At 73.0% G+C, this 14405-nt stretch carries 13 protein-coding genes; 6 read left to right on the forward strand and 7 right to left on the reverse strand.

The window, feature by feature from the left end; genetic code table 11:
* Positions 1-69 precede the first annotated feature (69 nt).
* Positions 70-1632 carry a PucR family transcriptional regulator gene (locus tag RUR_RS05145; RefSeq protein WP_283133689.1) on the reverse strand — a complete coding sequence of 521 codons (1563 nt, stop codon included), beginning with the start codon at positions 1630-1632 and terminating at the stop codon, positions 70-72.
* A gap of 171 nt (positions 1633-1803) precedes the next feature.
* On the opposite strand from RUR_RS05145, the gene RUR_RS05150 reads away from it, so the two are divergent.
* From RUR_RS05150 to RUR_RS05170, 5 genes are all read left to right on the forward strand, one after another.
* On the forward strand, positions 1804-2685 hold the full coding sequence (locus tag RUR_RS05150) for an oxamate carbamoyltransferase subunit AllH family protein (protein WP_283133690.1): 882 nt from the start codon (positions 1804-1806) through the stop codon (positions 2683-2685).
* Complete coding sequence (locus tag RUR_RS05155; protein WP_283133691.1) at positions 2682-4064, forward strand: AllF/FdrA family protein; 1383 nt, start codon at positions 2682-2684, stop codon at positions 4062-4064. The genes RUR_RS05150 and RUR_RS05155 overlap by 4 nt, the downstream gene beginning before the upstream one ends.
* Positions 4061-5458 (forward strand): YlbE family protein, encoded by a 1398-nt coding sequence (locus tag RUR_RS05160; RefSeq protein ID WP_283133692.1) that lies wholly within the window; start codon positions 4061-4063, stop codon positions 5456-5458. The genes RUR_RS05155 and RUR_RS05160 overlap by 4 nt, the downstream gene beginning before the upstream one ends.
* Before the next feature lie 75 nt (positions 5459-5533).
* A complete protein-coding gene (locus RUR_RS05165) occupies positions 5534-7438 on the forward strand; it encodes a serine/threonine-protein kinase (protein ID WP_283133693.1) in 1905 nt (634 codons plus the stop codon).
* A gap of 67 nt (positions 7439-7505) precedes the next feature.
* Positions 7506-8783, forward strand: a complete 1278-nt coding sequence (locus RUR_RS05170) for an MFS transporter (RefSeq protein ID WP_283133694.1) — start codon at positions 7506-7508, stop codon at positions 8781-8783.
* 227 nt (positions 8784-9010) lie between these two features.
* Here the strand turns inward: RUR_RS05170 and RUR_RS05175 are convergent, their stop codons facing one another.
* The 4 genes from RUR_RS05175 to RUR_RS05190 all read right to left on the reverse strand — a co-directional run bounded on the left by RUR_RS05175 (position 9011) and on the right by RUR_RS05190 (position 11948).
* Positions 9011-9604, reverse strand: coding sequence for a nucleotidyltransferase family protein (locus RUR_RS05175; protein ID WP_283133695.1), 594 nt, complete (start codon positions 9602-9604; stop codon positions 9011-9013).
* Positions 9605-9606: 2 nt separating this feature from the next.
* Positions 9607-10683: a vWA domain-containing protein gene (locus RUR_RS05180; protein ID WP_283133696.1), complete on the reverse strand. Its 1077-nt coding sequence runs from the start codon at positions 10681-10683 to the stop codon at positions 9607-9609.
* 11 nt (positions 10684-10694) lie between these two features.
* Entirely contained in the window at positions 10695-11555 is an 861-nt protein-coding gene (locus RUR_RS05185) for an AAA family ATPase (protein ID WP_283133697.1), read from the reverse strand.
* A gap of 243 nt (positions 11556-11798) precedes the next feature.
* The gene (locus tag RUR_RS05190) at positions 11799-11948 is read right to left on the reverse strand and encodes a hypothetical protein (RefSeq protein ID WP_283133698.1); all 150 of its coding nucleotides are present in this window, start codon (positions 11946-11948) and stop codon (positions 11799-11801) included.
* A gap of 172 nt (positions 11949-12120) precedes the next feature.
* On the opposite strand from RUR_RS05190, the gene RUR_RS05195 reads away from it, so the two are divergent.
* Positions 12121-12735, forward strand: coding sequence for an HD domain-containing protein (locus RUR_RS05195; protein ID WP_283133699.1), 615 nt, complete (start codon positions 12121-12123; stop codon positions 12733-12735).
* Here RUR_RS05195 and ribH read toward each other — a convergent pair.
* Together ribH and RUR_RS05205 are read right to left on the reverse strand one after the other, a co-directional pair.
* Complete coding sequence (ribH, locus tag RUR_RS05200; protein ID WP_283133700.1) at positions 12713-13180, reverse strand: 6,7-dimethyl-8-ribityllumazine synthase; 468 nt, start codon at positions 13178-13180, stop codon at positions 12713-12715. The genes RUR_RS05195 and ribH overlap by 23 nt on opposite strands.
* A complete protein-coding gene (locus tag RUR_RS05205) occupies positions 13177-14397 on the reverse strand; it encodes a bifunctional 3,4-dihydroxy-2-butanone-4-phosphate synthase/GTP cyclohydrolase II (protein WP_283133701.1) in 1221 nt (406 codons plus the stop codon). The genes ribH and RUR_RS05205 overlap by 4 nt, the downstream gene beginning before the upstream one ends.
* Positions 14398-14405: the final 8 nt, after the last annotated feature.

Raw genomic sequence — 14405 nt, forward strand, 5'->3', positions numbered from 1 at the left:
CACACGACCTTGTGGGAGGCACGGTAAGCCCAGGTTTCCCATTCCACACCATCGAGATCTGCCAAACCTTCAGATTCCCCGCATCCGCAGAACATGAAGGGCCAGGGTGAGGTTGAGCCGGAGATGCGCGTCCTCGGTGAACCGCCCGAGCAGCCGCTCCAGCTTGCCGATCCGGTAGCGGAGCGTGTTGTAGTGGAAGTGCAGCCGCCGCGCCGTCTCCGCCACGTTGAGGTTGGTGTCGAGCAGCACGGCCAGGGTGCGCCGCAGGTCGGCGTTCTCCGGGTCGTCGTCCCCGGCGAGCTGCCCCAGCGTCTCCCGGACGAAGGCGTGCAGCTCGGCCGTGTCCTGGACGAGGGAGAGCAGCCGGTAGACGCCGAGCTGGTCGAAGTGGGCGACCGAGGAGACCCCGTGCAGCTGGCGGCCGACCCGGGCGGCCTTCAGCGCCTGGCTGTACGCCTCCGGCAGGTGGTCGGCGGTCTCGGCGACCCGGCTCATGCCGGTGGAGAAGGTGGCCGAGCCCTGATCGGCGAACGCGCCGGCCGCGTCCTTGGCGACCCGCCGGGTGTCGACCCCGCTTCCGACGATCGCCACCACCTCGTGGGAGAAGCTCACCACGGCGCCCTTGCCGTCGTGGCGGCGTACCGCGGAGGTCCAGGCGGCGAGCAGCCGGTCCTGGACGGGCCGCTCGTCGCCGCCGAGCGGGTCGAGCTCGGCGACCAGGACGGTCACCGGCCTGGCCAGGTCCCAGCCGAACCCGCGGCCCCGGGTGGCGACCCGGTCCCCGCCGCCGGCCCGGCCGGTCAGCACGTCCCGCAGGAAGTCGGCGCGGTACTTGCTCTCCACCGCGGCCACGGCCTCCTGGCGGGTGACCACGAGGGCGGCGACGGTGGCGGCGCGTTCCAGGATGCCGACGTCGCTGTCCCGCAGGGTGCCCGCCGCGCTGTAGGCGACGATCCTGCCGTGGTGGTGGCCGCCCGCGACCACCGGGACGACCGCGTGGTGCCCGTCGAAGACCCGGGCGGGGCGTTTGAGCGCGGGCAGGTGCTCGGCCGGCCCGGAGGAGGCCAGGATCGTCCCGACCTGATCGGTCGCCGCCACCGAGACGTCCAGCAGTTCGGCCACCTGCGCGGTGACCTCCTCCAGGCCGCCGCCGGCCAGCACCACCTGGACGAGCGCCCGGTGGGCTTCCTCGGCGCGGGCGAGCACGGCGGCCTGCCGGTTGAGGATGTCGGTGAGCACCTGGTTGAGGATGTCGTCGAAGCCGACGTCGCCGGCGAGCTGGATGATGGGGAAGCCGAGGCGGTCCGCCTGCTCGATCATCTCGGCGGGGATCTCGTCCAGGTAGCGGCCGAGTTTGATGGCGAGTGCGGACAGGCCGCGCTCGTCGAGGTCGATCACGAGACGGCCGAGGGACTGGGGGGTGTTGCGCAGCGGGTATCCCGTGGTGAGCAGCAGCTCATGGGGTTTCACCCAGGCCAGGATGTCCGGCACCTCCATGACGTTCAGCCGCTGGACGATGCGGCCGAGGCCGGCTTCGCCGGCGATCAGGCGTGCGCCGGCGAGGGTGGACACACCCAGTACTTCGCCGACGGACACCCCGTGGAGGATCGTGCCGGTGCTGGCAAGGCGCATCGCCGGAGGTGACGGTGAGGGGGGCACCGGTTTTGAGGTCACAAACCCCTTTTACCCCGACTCTCCCGCTGTCAGGAAGAGCCAACTTTCGCGGAACGGCTTGGCACCTTTCTCCGTACGGGGTATGTCGCGGCCCGGTCTACGGTCGCGTCAAGGTCACGGGAGGCACGGGTGAGCGTAGGAACACGGCGGAGGGCTCCGACTCGAATCCATCTGACCGGCGCGGCGAGCATCGCGCTCCGCGCCACGCTGGAGCATCCCCGCAGGCCGGCCCGGGTGCTCGCGGTCTTCCCCCTCGGGCTGTACCTGGAGGTGCGGTCCCAGGTCGAACCGCACGTCGTCGCGGTGGTCCACGGCCACGCCAGCAAACCCCCCAACGGCGTGGTCGTCTCGGGGAACGGGTGGCCGCCCGCCTCCATCGGGGAGGAGGCCGCGATCGGCGACGGGACGGTCGAGATCGGGGACGCGGTGATCCGCACCCGGCGCTGGTGGGATCCGGGCCTCATCCTCGGCGCCGTCGGCCGGGACCGCCTGGCCGACTCCCTGGAGGCGGGGACCCGGCTCGTCGCGGCGCACTCCCGGCGCTGCGGGCTCGCCGGACACGAGGCCGGGGAGTCGCTGGCCGCCGCGTGCGGCGCGGGTGACCTCGCCCGCGCGGTCATGGCCGCGGAACGCCTGGTCGGGCTCGGGCCGGGGCTCACCCCCAGCGGCGACGACATGATCTCCGGTCTGCTGATGACCCTCCGGGTCTTCGGCGGCGCCTGCCCCGGGGGCCTGCCCGCGGTCAAGCTCGCCGACTGGCTCGGCGCGGCGGTCACCTACGACGCCCGGACCCGGACCACGCCGATCTCGGCGACGATGCTGCACTGCGCCGCCCGCGGCCAGGGGTCGCCGGAGGTGCGCGCGGTGCTGCGCGGGGCCGCCGGGCTGCTGCCGCTGGAGCCGGCGATGCGAAAACTCCTGCTCATCGGCCATACCTCGGGCGCCGACCTGGCCTGGGGAATCTTGGCGGGGCTCCGTGCGGTGCTGCGGCTCTCGGAAGGGGCCAGGTGAACACTGTCCAGCTCCGCCGGGGGGCCTACCACGACTCGGTGACGCTGATGCGGATCAGCCAGGGGCTCACCGCGCTGCCCGGTGTCGAGGTGGCGCTGGTGGCGATGGCCACCGAGCTCAACCTGGGGCTCGCCCGCGACCTCGGGCTGGACATCCCCGCCCAGGCCACCCCCGCCGACCTGCTGGTGGCGGTACGGGCGCTGGACGCCGACGCGCTCGCCGCGGCGATGGCCGAACTCGACGAGCGGCTCGCCCGCACGCCGGCCGCCGCGGACGGGCCGGGGATGCGAACGGCACCGCGGACGACCCGGTCCGCGCTCCGCTCGGGCGAGGCGACGATGGTCCTGGTCTCGGTACCCGGAAGCCACGCCTTCGCCGAGGCGATGGACGCGATCGAAGCCGGGCGATCCGTCATGATCTTCAGCGACAACGTCCCGGTCGAACAGGAGATCCTGCTCAAGGATCGGGCGGCGGAGCGGGGGGTCCTGGTGATGGGGCCGGACTGCGGCACCGCCCTGGTCGGCGGGGTCGGCTTCGGTTTCGCCAACGTGGTGCGGCCGGGCCCGGTGGGCCTGGTCGCCGCCTCGGGGACCGGCGCCCAGCAGCTCTCCTGCCTGCTCGACCTGGCGGGCGTCGGCGTCAGCGGCATCATCGGCACGGGCGGCCGGGACACCGGCGACGCGGTGGGCGGGCGATCCACCCTGCGAGCCCTGGCGATGCTCGACGACGACCCGGCGACGGAGCTGATCGCGCTGGTGTCCAAACCGCCGTCCCCCCGGGTCGAGCGGGCGCTTCGCGCGGCGGGGGAGCGGCTGCGCACCCCGGTGGTCCACGCGATCTGCGGGCGGACCGACCTGACCTCGGCCGCGGCGGAGATCCTGACGGCCCTCGGCCGTACGGTACCGGTCTGGCCGTGCTGGACGGCGCCGCAGACCCCGCGGGCGGGCACGCTGCACGGCCTGTTCGCGGGCGGGACCCTGTGCGAGGAGGCGCGCCTGATCGCGCAGGGGTGCGGACTCGGCGATTCGGTCTTCGTCGACTTCGGGGACGACGCGCTCACCAGGGGGCGGGCCCATCCGATGATCGACCCGGGGCTCAGGCTGGAGCGGATCGCCGCGGCGGCCGCGGACCCGGCGTGCGCGGTCGTCCTCCTGGACGTGGTGCTGGGGCACGCCGCCGACCCCGACCCCGCCGCCGCCCTGGTCCCGGTGCTCCGGCGGGCGACGCAGCCGGCGGTGGTCTCCCTGATCGGAACCCGGGGCGACCCGCAGAACCTGGAGGCCCAGGCCGCGGCCCTGCACGCGGCGGGGGCGGCGGTCTTCACCTCCAACGCCGAGGCGGCCCGCCACGCCGCCGGACTCATCCTGGGGGACCGATGAGCTCGACCGCGAACTCCCCGCTCGCCCCGCTGCTCGCCGGCGAACCCGAGGTGGTCACCGTGGGCGCCTCGGTGCTCGACGAGGCGCTGGAGGGTCAGGCGGTCCGCCGCAAGCCGGTGCAGTGGCGTCCCCCGATGCAGGGCACCGAGAGCGCGCTCGCCGCCGTACTCGCCGATCCGCGCCGCGGCGCGGCCAACGAGGTCGCGGTCGGCCGCCTGCTCGGCGCCCACCCCGTCCTGGTCGACGTGCGTCCCGCCGCGGACCTCCTGCCGGCGGGAACGTTCCTGCACGCGGGGCCGCCGATCACCTGGGAGCGGGCGTCGGGCCCGATGCGGGGGGCGCTGATCGGGGCCGTCCTGTTCGAGGGCCTCGCGGACGACCCCGAGGGCGCGGAGCGGCTGCTGCGGTCGGGCGGCGTCACGCTGGACTCCTGCCACCACCACGGCGTGGTCGGGCCGATGGCGGGGGTGGTCAGCCCGTCGATGTGGATGTTCCAGGTGCGGGACGCCGAGTACGGCGGCACCGCGTACTGCTCGCTCAACGAGGGGCTCGGCAAGGTCCTGCGGTACGGCGCCTACGGCCCGGAGGTGATCGAGCGGCTGCGGTGGATGTCGGCGGTGCTCGGTCCCGTGCTCCGCGACGCCCTCGGCCGGCACGGTCCGGTGGACGTCCGCTCGATCATCGCGCAGGCGCTGCAGATGGGCGACGAGCTGCACAACCGGAACCGGGCGGCGACCTCGCTGCTCGCCCGGGAGCTCGGTCCCTCGATCGCCGAGTCGCCGCACGGGCCCGAGGTGCTCCGCTTCATCGGCGCCAACGACCACTTCTTCCTCAACATCGGCATGGCCGCGGGCAAGGTGAGCACGGACGCGGCGCGGAACGTCCCGGGGTCCACGCTGGTGGTCGCCATGTCCCGCAACGGGACCGATTTCGGGATCCAGGTGTCGGGCACCGGGGATCGGTGGTTCACCGGCCCGGCCGGGGTGCCGGACGGCCTCTACCTCGGCGCGTTCGGCCCGGACGACGCCAACCCCGACATCGGGGACTCCACCATCACCGAGACCGCCGGACTCGGCGGGTTCGCGATGGGCGCCGCTCCGGCGATCGTCCGTTTCGTGGGGGGCGAGGTGTCGGACGCGCTCGCCGCGACCGAGTCGATGTACGAGATCACCCTCGCCGAGCATCCCGCCTACCAGATCCCGATCCTGGGCTTCCGGGGCACGCCGACCGGCATCGACGTCACGCTGGTGGCGCGAACGGGGCTGCTGCCCGTGGTCAACACCGGGATCGCGGGACGCCTGGCGGGGACCGGGCAGGTGGGGGCGGGACTGGTCACGCCGCCGTCGGAGGCGTTCACCGAGGCGCTGCGCGCCCTCGCCGCACATACCCTTTGATCGGGTTTTCACCACTGTCGGCCCACATTGTCGTTATCGTCATCCCGCACAAAACACTTCGATATTGTCCGCTCTATGCTCAATGGTCAGGGGCGTGGTGACTTGCAGGCGGGTGGCACGACGAACGGCCAGGGCAGACTCGTCGGCAGGCGCTACCGCCTGATGTCCCCGGTCGGACGGGGCGGAATGGGTGTCGTGTGGCACGCCCACGACGTCCTCCTCGACCGCGACGTCGCGGTCAAGGAGCTCATGCTGCCCCTCGGGTCCGACGAGGCCGCGACCGCGGGCGCCCACCGCCGGGTGCTCCGCGAGGCCCGCGCCGCCGCCAGGCTCAGCCACCCGGGCATCGTCACCGTCCACGACGTCGTCGAGGAGGACGGGCGCCCGTGGATCGTGATGGAGTACATCCGATCCTGGTCCCTGGAGCAGGCGGTCCGGCAGACGGGCCCGCTCCCGGTGGTCCAGGCCGCCGAGATCGGCATCCGCATCCTCGACGCGCTCCGGCACGCCCACGGCTCGGGGATCCTCCATCGCGACGTCAAGCCCGGCAACGTGCTGCTCACCGCCGACCGCGTGATCCTCACCGACTTCGGCATCGCGGCGGCCGAGGGCGATGTGTCGATCACCCACAGCGGCCTGCTCATGGGCTCCCCCTCCTACATCCCGCCCGAACGGCTGCGGAGCGAGGACATCACCTCGGCGGCCGACCTCTGGTCCTTCGGCGCGACCCTGTACGCCGCGGTCGAGGGGCGGCCCCCCTACGACGGCTCCGACGTGGTGGCGATCCTTGGCGCGATCATGGCCAGGGAGCCCGCGCCGCCGCGGCGGGCCGGGGCGATGGAGCCGATCCTGGCCGGTCTCCTCAAGAAGGACCCCGCCGAGCGCCTGACCGCCGAGCAGGCCGCCGAACTGCTGGAACAACTCCTCCGCACCTCGGTGAACCGGGCGGGCGCCGCCTGGATCCCCACCTCCGCCGACCCCGTGCCGATCCACCTCCTCCCCCCGTTGGAGCAGGTCTCCGGGCCGCAGCCGTACCGGATCGTGGAGACGCCCTCGGGGCCGGTGCGCATCCCCGTCGAGCTCTCCCCGGGCCAGGAGGGCCAGGAGCCCCTCGCGAGCCCGGTCGGCGCCGGGTCCGGCGAACCGGCCGGCCGCCCCGAACGCCCGCCGTCCCGGCCCCGGCGCGTCCAGACCGGCCGGACGCTGTCGGGCCGCACCCACGACGTCGCGGTACGGTGGCCGACCGCGCCCGCCGCCGAGGTGGACGGGCCGGAGCGCACCACGGGGGCCCACCCCGTCCCGGACGGCCCGGGCTCGGACGGCCCCACCGGGCGCGACCACGAGGTCTGGTTCCGGGACGGCCGCCCCACCGCACGGCTGATCTTCGCCGGAGCGGGCGCCGTCGGGTTCGTCGCCGTCGTGCTGGTCACCCTCCTCTCCGGTTCGACGCCCGCCGCCGACCCGCCCCGGCCTCCGGCCGCCTCCTCCGTCGGCCTCGGACAGGTCGCGGGCCCGCCCTCCGCCCAGGCGCTCACCGTCGCCCCGGAGGGCTACACGGTGAAACGGTTCGACGGGGTGTCGCTGATCGTGCCGAAGGGCTGGACCGCGGTCGCGGCCGGGGGGAACCTCACCGTCAACGGGCCCAGGCACTCCGGGAGCAGCATCCGGATCAGCCGGGCCACCCCCGCCGGAGACGGGGGGCTGGGCCTGCTGCGGCAGGCGGACCGGGAGAGCAGGCTCAGCGAGTACACCCTGCTGAGGCTGGAGGCGACGGCGTACCGGGACCGGCCGTCCGCCGACTGGGAGTACACCTTCCTCAACCTCAACGACGAGGTGATGCACGTCCTGGAACGCCATGTGCCGGTGCGCGACGACCGGGCCTATCACGTCAAGATCACCTTCACCGACGTGGAGTGGAACGGCGGCAGCCGGCAGATCGTCGCCACCCTCTTCGACTCGTTCGCCACGACAGGGGACTGACCACCCGTCATGCCGTCACGTCATAAGTCGGATGAACCGGGGATAGTTGGATGGCAAAATACTCGTTGTGCACAGTACCCGGACACTCAATGACATAGCTCCATCCGAACAGGCTCGAAGGGTTCAACGCCGGGTACTCGCCGTCCTCAGCGGCGCCCAGATCGTCGGCGGCATCGGCATCGCCGTCGGATTCTCCATCGCCACCCTGATCGCCGCCAGGCTCTCCGGCTCCGCCTTCATCGGCGGCCTGGCCAGCACCTGCCTGGTCCTCGGCGCCGCGCTCCTCGCCCTCCCCACCGCCTGGGCCGCGGGCCGGTCGGGCCGCCGCGGCGCCCTGGTGTTCGCCTACGGATTCGGCGTCGCCGGGGCGGTGATCTCGGTCGTCGCGATCGGCCTCGGCTCCTGGCCCCTCCTGCTGGCCGGGCTGGTCCTGTTCGGCGGAGGCAGCGCGGCCAACCTCTCCGCCCGGTACTCCGCCAGCGACCTGTCGCCTCCCGGCCGGTCCGCCCGCCACATCTCCATCGTCATCTGGGCCGCGACCGTCGGCACCGTGACCGGCCCGAACCTCGCCCAGCTCGCCGACGACCTCGGCGTGGGCGGCGGCCTCGCCCAGGCCGCCGGCCCGTTCGCCCTGTCCGCCGCGGCGTTCGGCACCGCCGCCCTCATCGTCTTCGCCGGGCTCCGGCCCGACCCGCTGCGACTCGCCCGCCGACTGCGGCCCGACGCCGGACCGCAGACCTCCGCCGCCGGGCCGCGCTCGGCGTGGACGGCGTTGCGAGCCTCCCCCCGGGCCATGCTGGCCCTGACGGCGATCGCCGTGGTGCACACCGGGATGGTCTCCGTCATGTCGATGACCCCGGTGCACATGGAGCACCACGGCGCCACCCTGAGCATCGTCGGGCTCGTCATCAGCCTGCACGTCGTGGGGATGTACATGTTCTCCCCCCTCGTCGGCCTGCTCGCCGACCGGATCGGGTATCTCCCCGTCCTCGCCCTCGGCCTGATCCAGATCGCCGCCGCGTCCGTCGTCGCCGCGACCGCTCCCCCGCACAGCGTGCCCCACCTGTCGGCCGGGCTCGCCCTGCTCGGCCTCGGCTGGTCCTTCGGCATGATCGCGGGATCGGCGCTGCTCACCGAATCCGTGGCGATCGCGGACCGGCCCGGCGTCCAAGGCCTGTCCGACCTGGCGATGAACGTGGCCGGGGCGATCGGCAGCGTCATCGCCGGCGCCATGGTGGCCTTCACCTCCTACGCCGCACTCGGCGGAGGCGTCGCCGTCCTCTCCCTGCTCGCCCTCGTCTGGTTCCTGCTCCGCGCCCGGGCCGCGAGCCGTACCCTCACCTGAGCAAGGCGACGCACTAGGCCGTACGGCCTGCGCGGGTCATGCCCTGGAACGACTCAACCAGCACCGGACCCGCACGGCGCAACAGGGTCCGCGGGGGATGTAGACGTCGGCGGAGGCACCGCGGTCGCGCCCCCCCTTTGGTTTCCACTCCACGCCCCGGCCGCAAGCCGGACCCCCCACCCGAACAAGGTGACGCAATGCGCCGTACGGCCTGCGCGGATCATGCCCTAGATCGGCTCAGACGGCCCTGGACCGGTGAGTCGCCGCAGGTCCTCGGGGGTGTCGACGTCGGCGGGGTCGGCGACGTCGTCGCAGGGGACCGGCGTGACCAGCTCGGGGTGGGCCCGCAGGAAAACCCGCGCCCCCGCGTCGCCCTCCGCCAGTTCGGCGGCCCCGGCCCAGTGCTCCCGGGCGAGGAAGACCGGGTTGCGCGGACTGCCGCCGTAGGTGGCGACCGCGACGGGGGCACGGGCCGCGATGAGGCGCCGTACGGCCTCCGGCCCGATCAGCGGCTGATCCACCAGGGCGATCACCACCCCGGAGGCGTGACCGGGCAGCGCGGCGAGCCCGGCGCGCAGGCTCGACCCCATTCCGCTCGCCCATTTCGGGTTGTGCACCACCACCGCGCGGGGCACCGCCACGTCCACCGCCCCCAGCACGACGACCACCGGATCGCAGCCGCCCTCCCCGAGCAGCCGGACCCCCCGGTCGACCAGGCGCTCGCCGCCGTACTCCACCAGCGCCTTGGGTCGCCCCAGCCGGGATCCCGAACCCGCGGCGAGCAGCAGCCCGGCCACCCCGTCCGCCCCTCGCATCGTCATGATCACCCTCCCGCGAGCAGGCGGGCGAGTCGCTCGTAGGCGGCGAGGCTGTGCCCGGCGATGAACTCGTCGACGTGCGGAAGGGAGACCCGCATGCCCGCGGTGAGCGGCTCGTACCCGATGCGGCCCTTGTGTGGGTTGACCCAGATCACCTGGTGGGCGAGGCGCGACAGGCGGGCCATCTGATCGCCGAGCAGGCTCGCGTCTCCCCGCTCCCAGCCGTCCGAGGCGATCACGACGATCGCCCCCCGCGCCCGCGAGCCGGTGAGGAACTCCTTCAGCTCCGCGCCGAGGCGGGTGCCGCCGCTCCAGTCGGGGATCGCGGCCGAGACCGCGGTCATCGCCGTCGCCGGATCGCGGTGCCGCAGCTCCGCGGTGACCCGGGTGAGGCGGGTGCCGAGGGTGAAGACCTCGGTGGCCCTCGGCTCGGACCGGACCAGCGCGTGCGCCAGCCGGAGCAGCGTGTCCGCGTAGGCCGCCATCGAACCGCTCACGTCGATCAGCAGCACCACCCGGCGCGGACGCCGCCGGTGCCGCCTGCGGTGCAGCACCCCGATCTCGCCGCCCTGCCGGAGCATCGCCCGGACCGTCCGGCGCTGATCGAGCCGGCCCCGGCGGGCGGGCAGGAACCGCCGCGACACCCGCGACATTCGACCGGCGCGGAGCATCCCGAGCAGCCGGTGCACCTCGTCCCGTTCCGCCGCGGTGAGCCCGGCCACGTCCCGGGTGCGCAGCACCTCGACCTCGCTCACCCCGGCCGGGGTCAGACCGGACTCCCCCTCCTCCTGTTCCCCCGGCTCGCCGACGGGCGTCGCGGTGTGCCGGACGATCACGACCGGCGGCGCCGACCGGGCCAGGCGGGGCGTCTCCCCGGCGAAGTAGGCGGCGAAGCACCGGTCGTACCGCGGAAGATCGTCGGGAGTGGAGCAGAGCGTGACCCGCCCCGCCCAGTAGACCTCGTCCCGGTTCGCCGCGCTCACGTGACCGAGCGCGCGGATCATCAGCCGGGTCCGCTCGTGATCGGCGTCCACCCCGGCCGCCCGCAGGGTACGGGCGAAGCCGACGATCGTGTCCGTCACGTCCCGCCCGCTCACCCCGGCCGCCGCCCCCAGTCGGCGAGCGCGGCCTGCTGGTCCTCCCGGTACTTCAGCACCGCGCCGAGCGTGGCCGCTGCGAGGCCCGGATCCAGCTCCCTGGCGCCCAGCGCGAGCAGCGCCTCGGTCCAGTCCAGCGACTCGGCGATCCCGGGCGGCTTCAGCAGATCCCGGCCGCGCAGGCGGTGTACGGCGGTTGCCACCTGCTCGGCGAGCAGCTCGGTGCTCTCCGGGAGCCGGCGGCGGATGATCGCCACCTCGCGTTCGTGGGAGGGATGCTCCAGCCAGTGGTACAGGCAGCGGCGTTTCAGCGCGTCGTGCACCTCGCGGGTCCGGTTGGAGGTGACGATCACCACCGGCGGCCGCTCGGCGCGGATCGTCCCGAGCTCGGGGATGGAGATGGTGAAGTCGGACAGCACCTCCAGCAGGAACGCCTCGAACTCGTCGTCGGCCCGGTCGATCTCGTCCACCAGCAGCACGCTCCCCGGCTCCTCGATCGCCCGCAGCAGCGGACGCCGGATCAGGAACCGGCGATCGTAGAGGTCGTCCTCCAGCTTCCCGACGTCCCGCACCCCCGCGGTTTCCGCCGCCTTCAGGTGGAGCAGCTGACGCGGGAAGTCCCAGTCGTAGAGCGCCTGCGCCGCGTCCAGACCCTCATAGCACTGCAGCCGGATCAGCGGGGCGTCCAGGACCTTGGCGAGCGTCTTGGCCAGCTCGGTCTTGCCCACCCCCGCCTCACCTTCGAGGAACAGCGGTCGGCCCATCCGCAAGGCGAGGAAACACGCCACGGCCAGACCCTCGTCGGCGAGGTAGTCGTGTTCTTCGAGCTTGCGGCCCAACTCCGAGGGAGATCGCACGCCACCCAGGTTACCCAGTACCTTCACGCTGAACGCGGCGGCCCTGCACCACGCGAAGAGCGGACGTGACGTGACCAGCGCCTAGGTGCCCAAGGCGCTACGTCCGCACCTACCCGCCCGGCCCGGTAGGTACGGTCCGGGTGACGACCTGAACGTGCTCACCGTGTTAGCACGATCACTGTCACAAGCCTGTATTTGACGGAAGGCCACGGACCGAACGACGATGTCGATCCGTGGCCTTGATCACTCCGTTGGTGGCCGGCTGTCCGACGGTTGCTCCGGCTCGAAGTCATCGACCGTGCCCACGGTGTACGTGAGGTAGCGCCGACCCTGACATGACTTGCACATCTCCTCGACGCCCGCGGTGACGATCTGCCGATCGACTATCGCCATGCGACCCACGACGACGTGACCCGCTCCGTAACAGCGGGGACAAATCATGCGCTCTTCCCTGATCGCCATCAGTAGGCCGTTCCCGTCCCGTCGCAGCGTTTGCCGTCAACGTATACGACTTCGATCACCATCGCCTGGCCCGGGAGGCACGGTCGGAGGTACCGTCTGCCGGGTGGCTCTGATTCTCCCGCTTCCGGATGGTACGGCGGTCGAGCGATTGCGCGGCGAGCTGATCGCCCGGTGGGGGGAACCGCATCGGCGGTATCACGATCTCGATCATCTGCGGGCGGTGCTCGCGGCGCTGGAACCCTTGATCGGGCAGGCCCCCGATCCGGTGGCGGTGACGCTGGCGGCGTGGTTCCACGACGCGGTCTACGACGGGGTGCCCGGTGCGGACGAGGAGGCGAGCGCGGCGCTGGCCGAGGAGCGGCTTCCCGGTTGCGGGGTGGCCCCGGCCCTGGTCGCGGAGGTCGCGCGGCTGGTCCGGGTGACCGCGGGCCACTCCTACGAGCCGGACGACGCGAACGCGGCCGTGCTGTGCGACGCCGACCTGGCGGTGCTCGGCTCGCCCGAGCCGGTCTACCGGGCCTACGCGGCGGCCGTACGCCAGGAGTATCGGCACGTCCCGGACGAGCTGTTCGCGGCGGGGCGGGCGGCGGTCCTGCGGGGGCTGCTGGCGGGGCCCCGGCTCTTCGGCACCGAGCCGGGGCGGGCGCTGTGGGAGGGTCAGGCGCGGGAGAACCTGCGGGCCGAGCTGGACCGGCTCACTCCAGGTTCCGCAGGATGAGGGCGGTCTCCAAGGCCGCGATCGCGGCCTCCCAGCCTTTGTCCTCACTGCTGTCGGGAAGCCCGGCCCGCGCCAGCGCCTGATTGGCGTTCTCGCAGGTGAGCACCCCGTTGCCGACGGGCGTCCCCTCGTCCAGCGAGACCCTGGTGAGCCCTTCGGTCACCGAGTCGCACACGTAGTCGAAGTGGGCGGTGTCCCCGCGGATGACCGTGCCCAGCGCGACGACCGCGTCGTGGCGGCGGGCGAGCGCCTGGGCGACCACCGGGATCTCCAGCGACCCGGCGACCCGGACCACTACCGGCGTCGCCCCGCACTCGGTGACGGCCTGGACGGCGCGCGCCACCAGCTGGTCGGTGATCTCCTCGTGCCAGCGGGCCGCGACGATCCCCACGGTGAGGCCGTCGGCCTCCACCACCGAGGATCTCAGCCCTCCCTCAGCGCTCATGACAGCTCCTCCGGAATGGTGTGCCCGAGACGGTCCCGCTTGACCGTCAGGTAGCGCAGGTTGTGCCGGTTGGCGGCGACGGGCATCGGCTCCCGGCCGAGGACTTTGACGCCGTACCCGTCCATACCCTTGATCTTGGCCGGGTTGTTGGTGAGCACCCGGACGGATTTCACCCCGAGGTCGGCCAGGATCTGCCCGGCGCCCGAGTACTCCCGCGCGTCGGTGGGCAGGCCGAGCTCCAGGTTGGCGTCGACGGTGTCGTGACCCTGATCCTGCAGGCTGTAGGCGCGGAGCTTGGCCAGCAGGCCGATCCCCCGCCCCTCGTGGCCGCGCAGGTACACGACCACGCCCCGGCCCTCCTCGGAGATCACCCGCATGGCGTGGTCCAGCTGGGCGCCGCAGTCGCAGCGCAGCGAGCTGAGCACGTCCCCGGTGAGGCATTCGGAGTGCGCCCTGACCAGGACGTCCTCGGCGTCGTCCACCTCGCCGTAGACGAGCGCGACGTGTTCGGCGTTGTCGAGCGCGCTGCGGTAGCCGTACGCGCGCCACATCCCGTACCGGTTGGGGATGCCGGTCTCGGTGATCCGGGTGACGACCTTCTCGTTCCGCTTGCGGTACTCCACGAGCTGCTCGATGGAGACGAGCGCGAGGTCGTGCCGGTCGGCGAAGATCCGGAGTTCGGGGAGCCTGGCCATGGTGCCGTCGTCGTTGACCACCTCGGCCAGGACCCCGGCGGGGGAGAGTCCGGCGAGCCGGGCCAGGTCGACGGCGGCCTCGGTGTGCCCGCGGCGGCGCAGCACCCCGCCGGCCCGGTAGCGCAGGGGGAAGATGTGGCCGGGCCGGACCAGGTCGGTCGGCTCGGTGCGGGGGTCGGCCAGCAGCCGGATGGTCCTGGCCCGGTCGGCGGCGGAGATGCCGGTGGTGACCCCTTCGCTCGCGTCGACGCTGATCGTGTAGGCGGTGCGCATCCGCTCGCGGTTCTGGTTCACCATGAGGGGGAGCCCGAGCCGGTCCAGGTCGTCGCCTTCCATCGGCACGCAGATGACGCCGCTGGTGTGGCGGACGGTGAAGGCGAGGAGCTGCGGGGTGGCCTTCGCCGCGGCGAAGATGATGTCGCCCTCGTTCTCCCGGTTCTCGTCGTCCACGACGATCACGGCCTTGCCGTCCCGGATATCGATGATCGCCCGCTCGATCGGATCCAGCTGAATATCGTTCACGTCGCGAT

It is taken from the genome of Rhizohabitans arisaemae, from assembly GCF_025996515.1.
In the GTDB taxonomy this organism is placed as follows: domain Bacteria; phylum Actinomycetota; class Actinomycetes; order Streptosporangiales; family Streptosporangiaceae; genus Rhizohabitans; species Rhizohabitans arisaemae.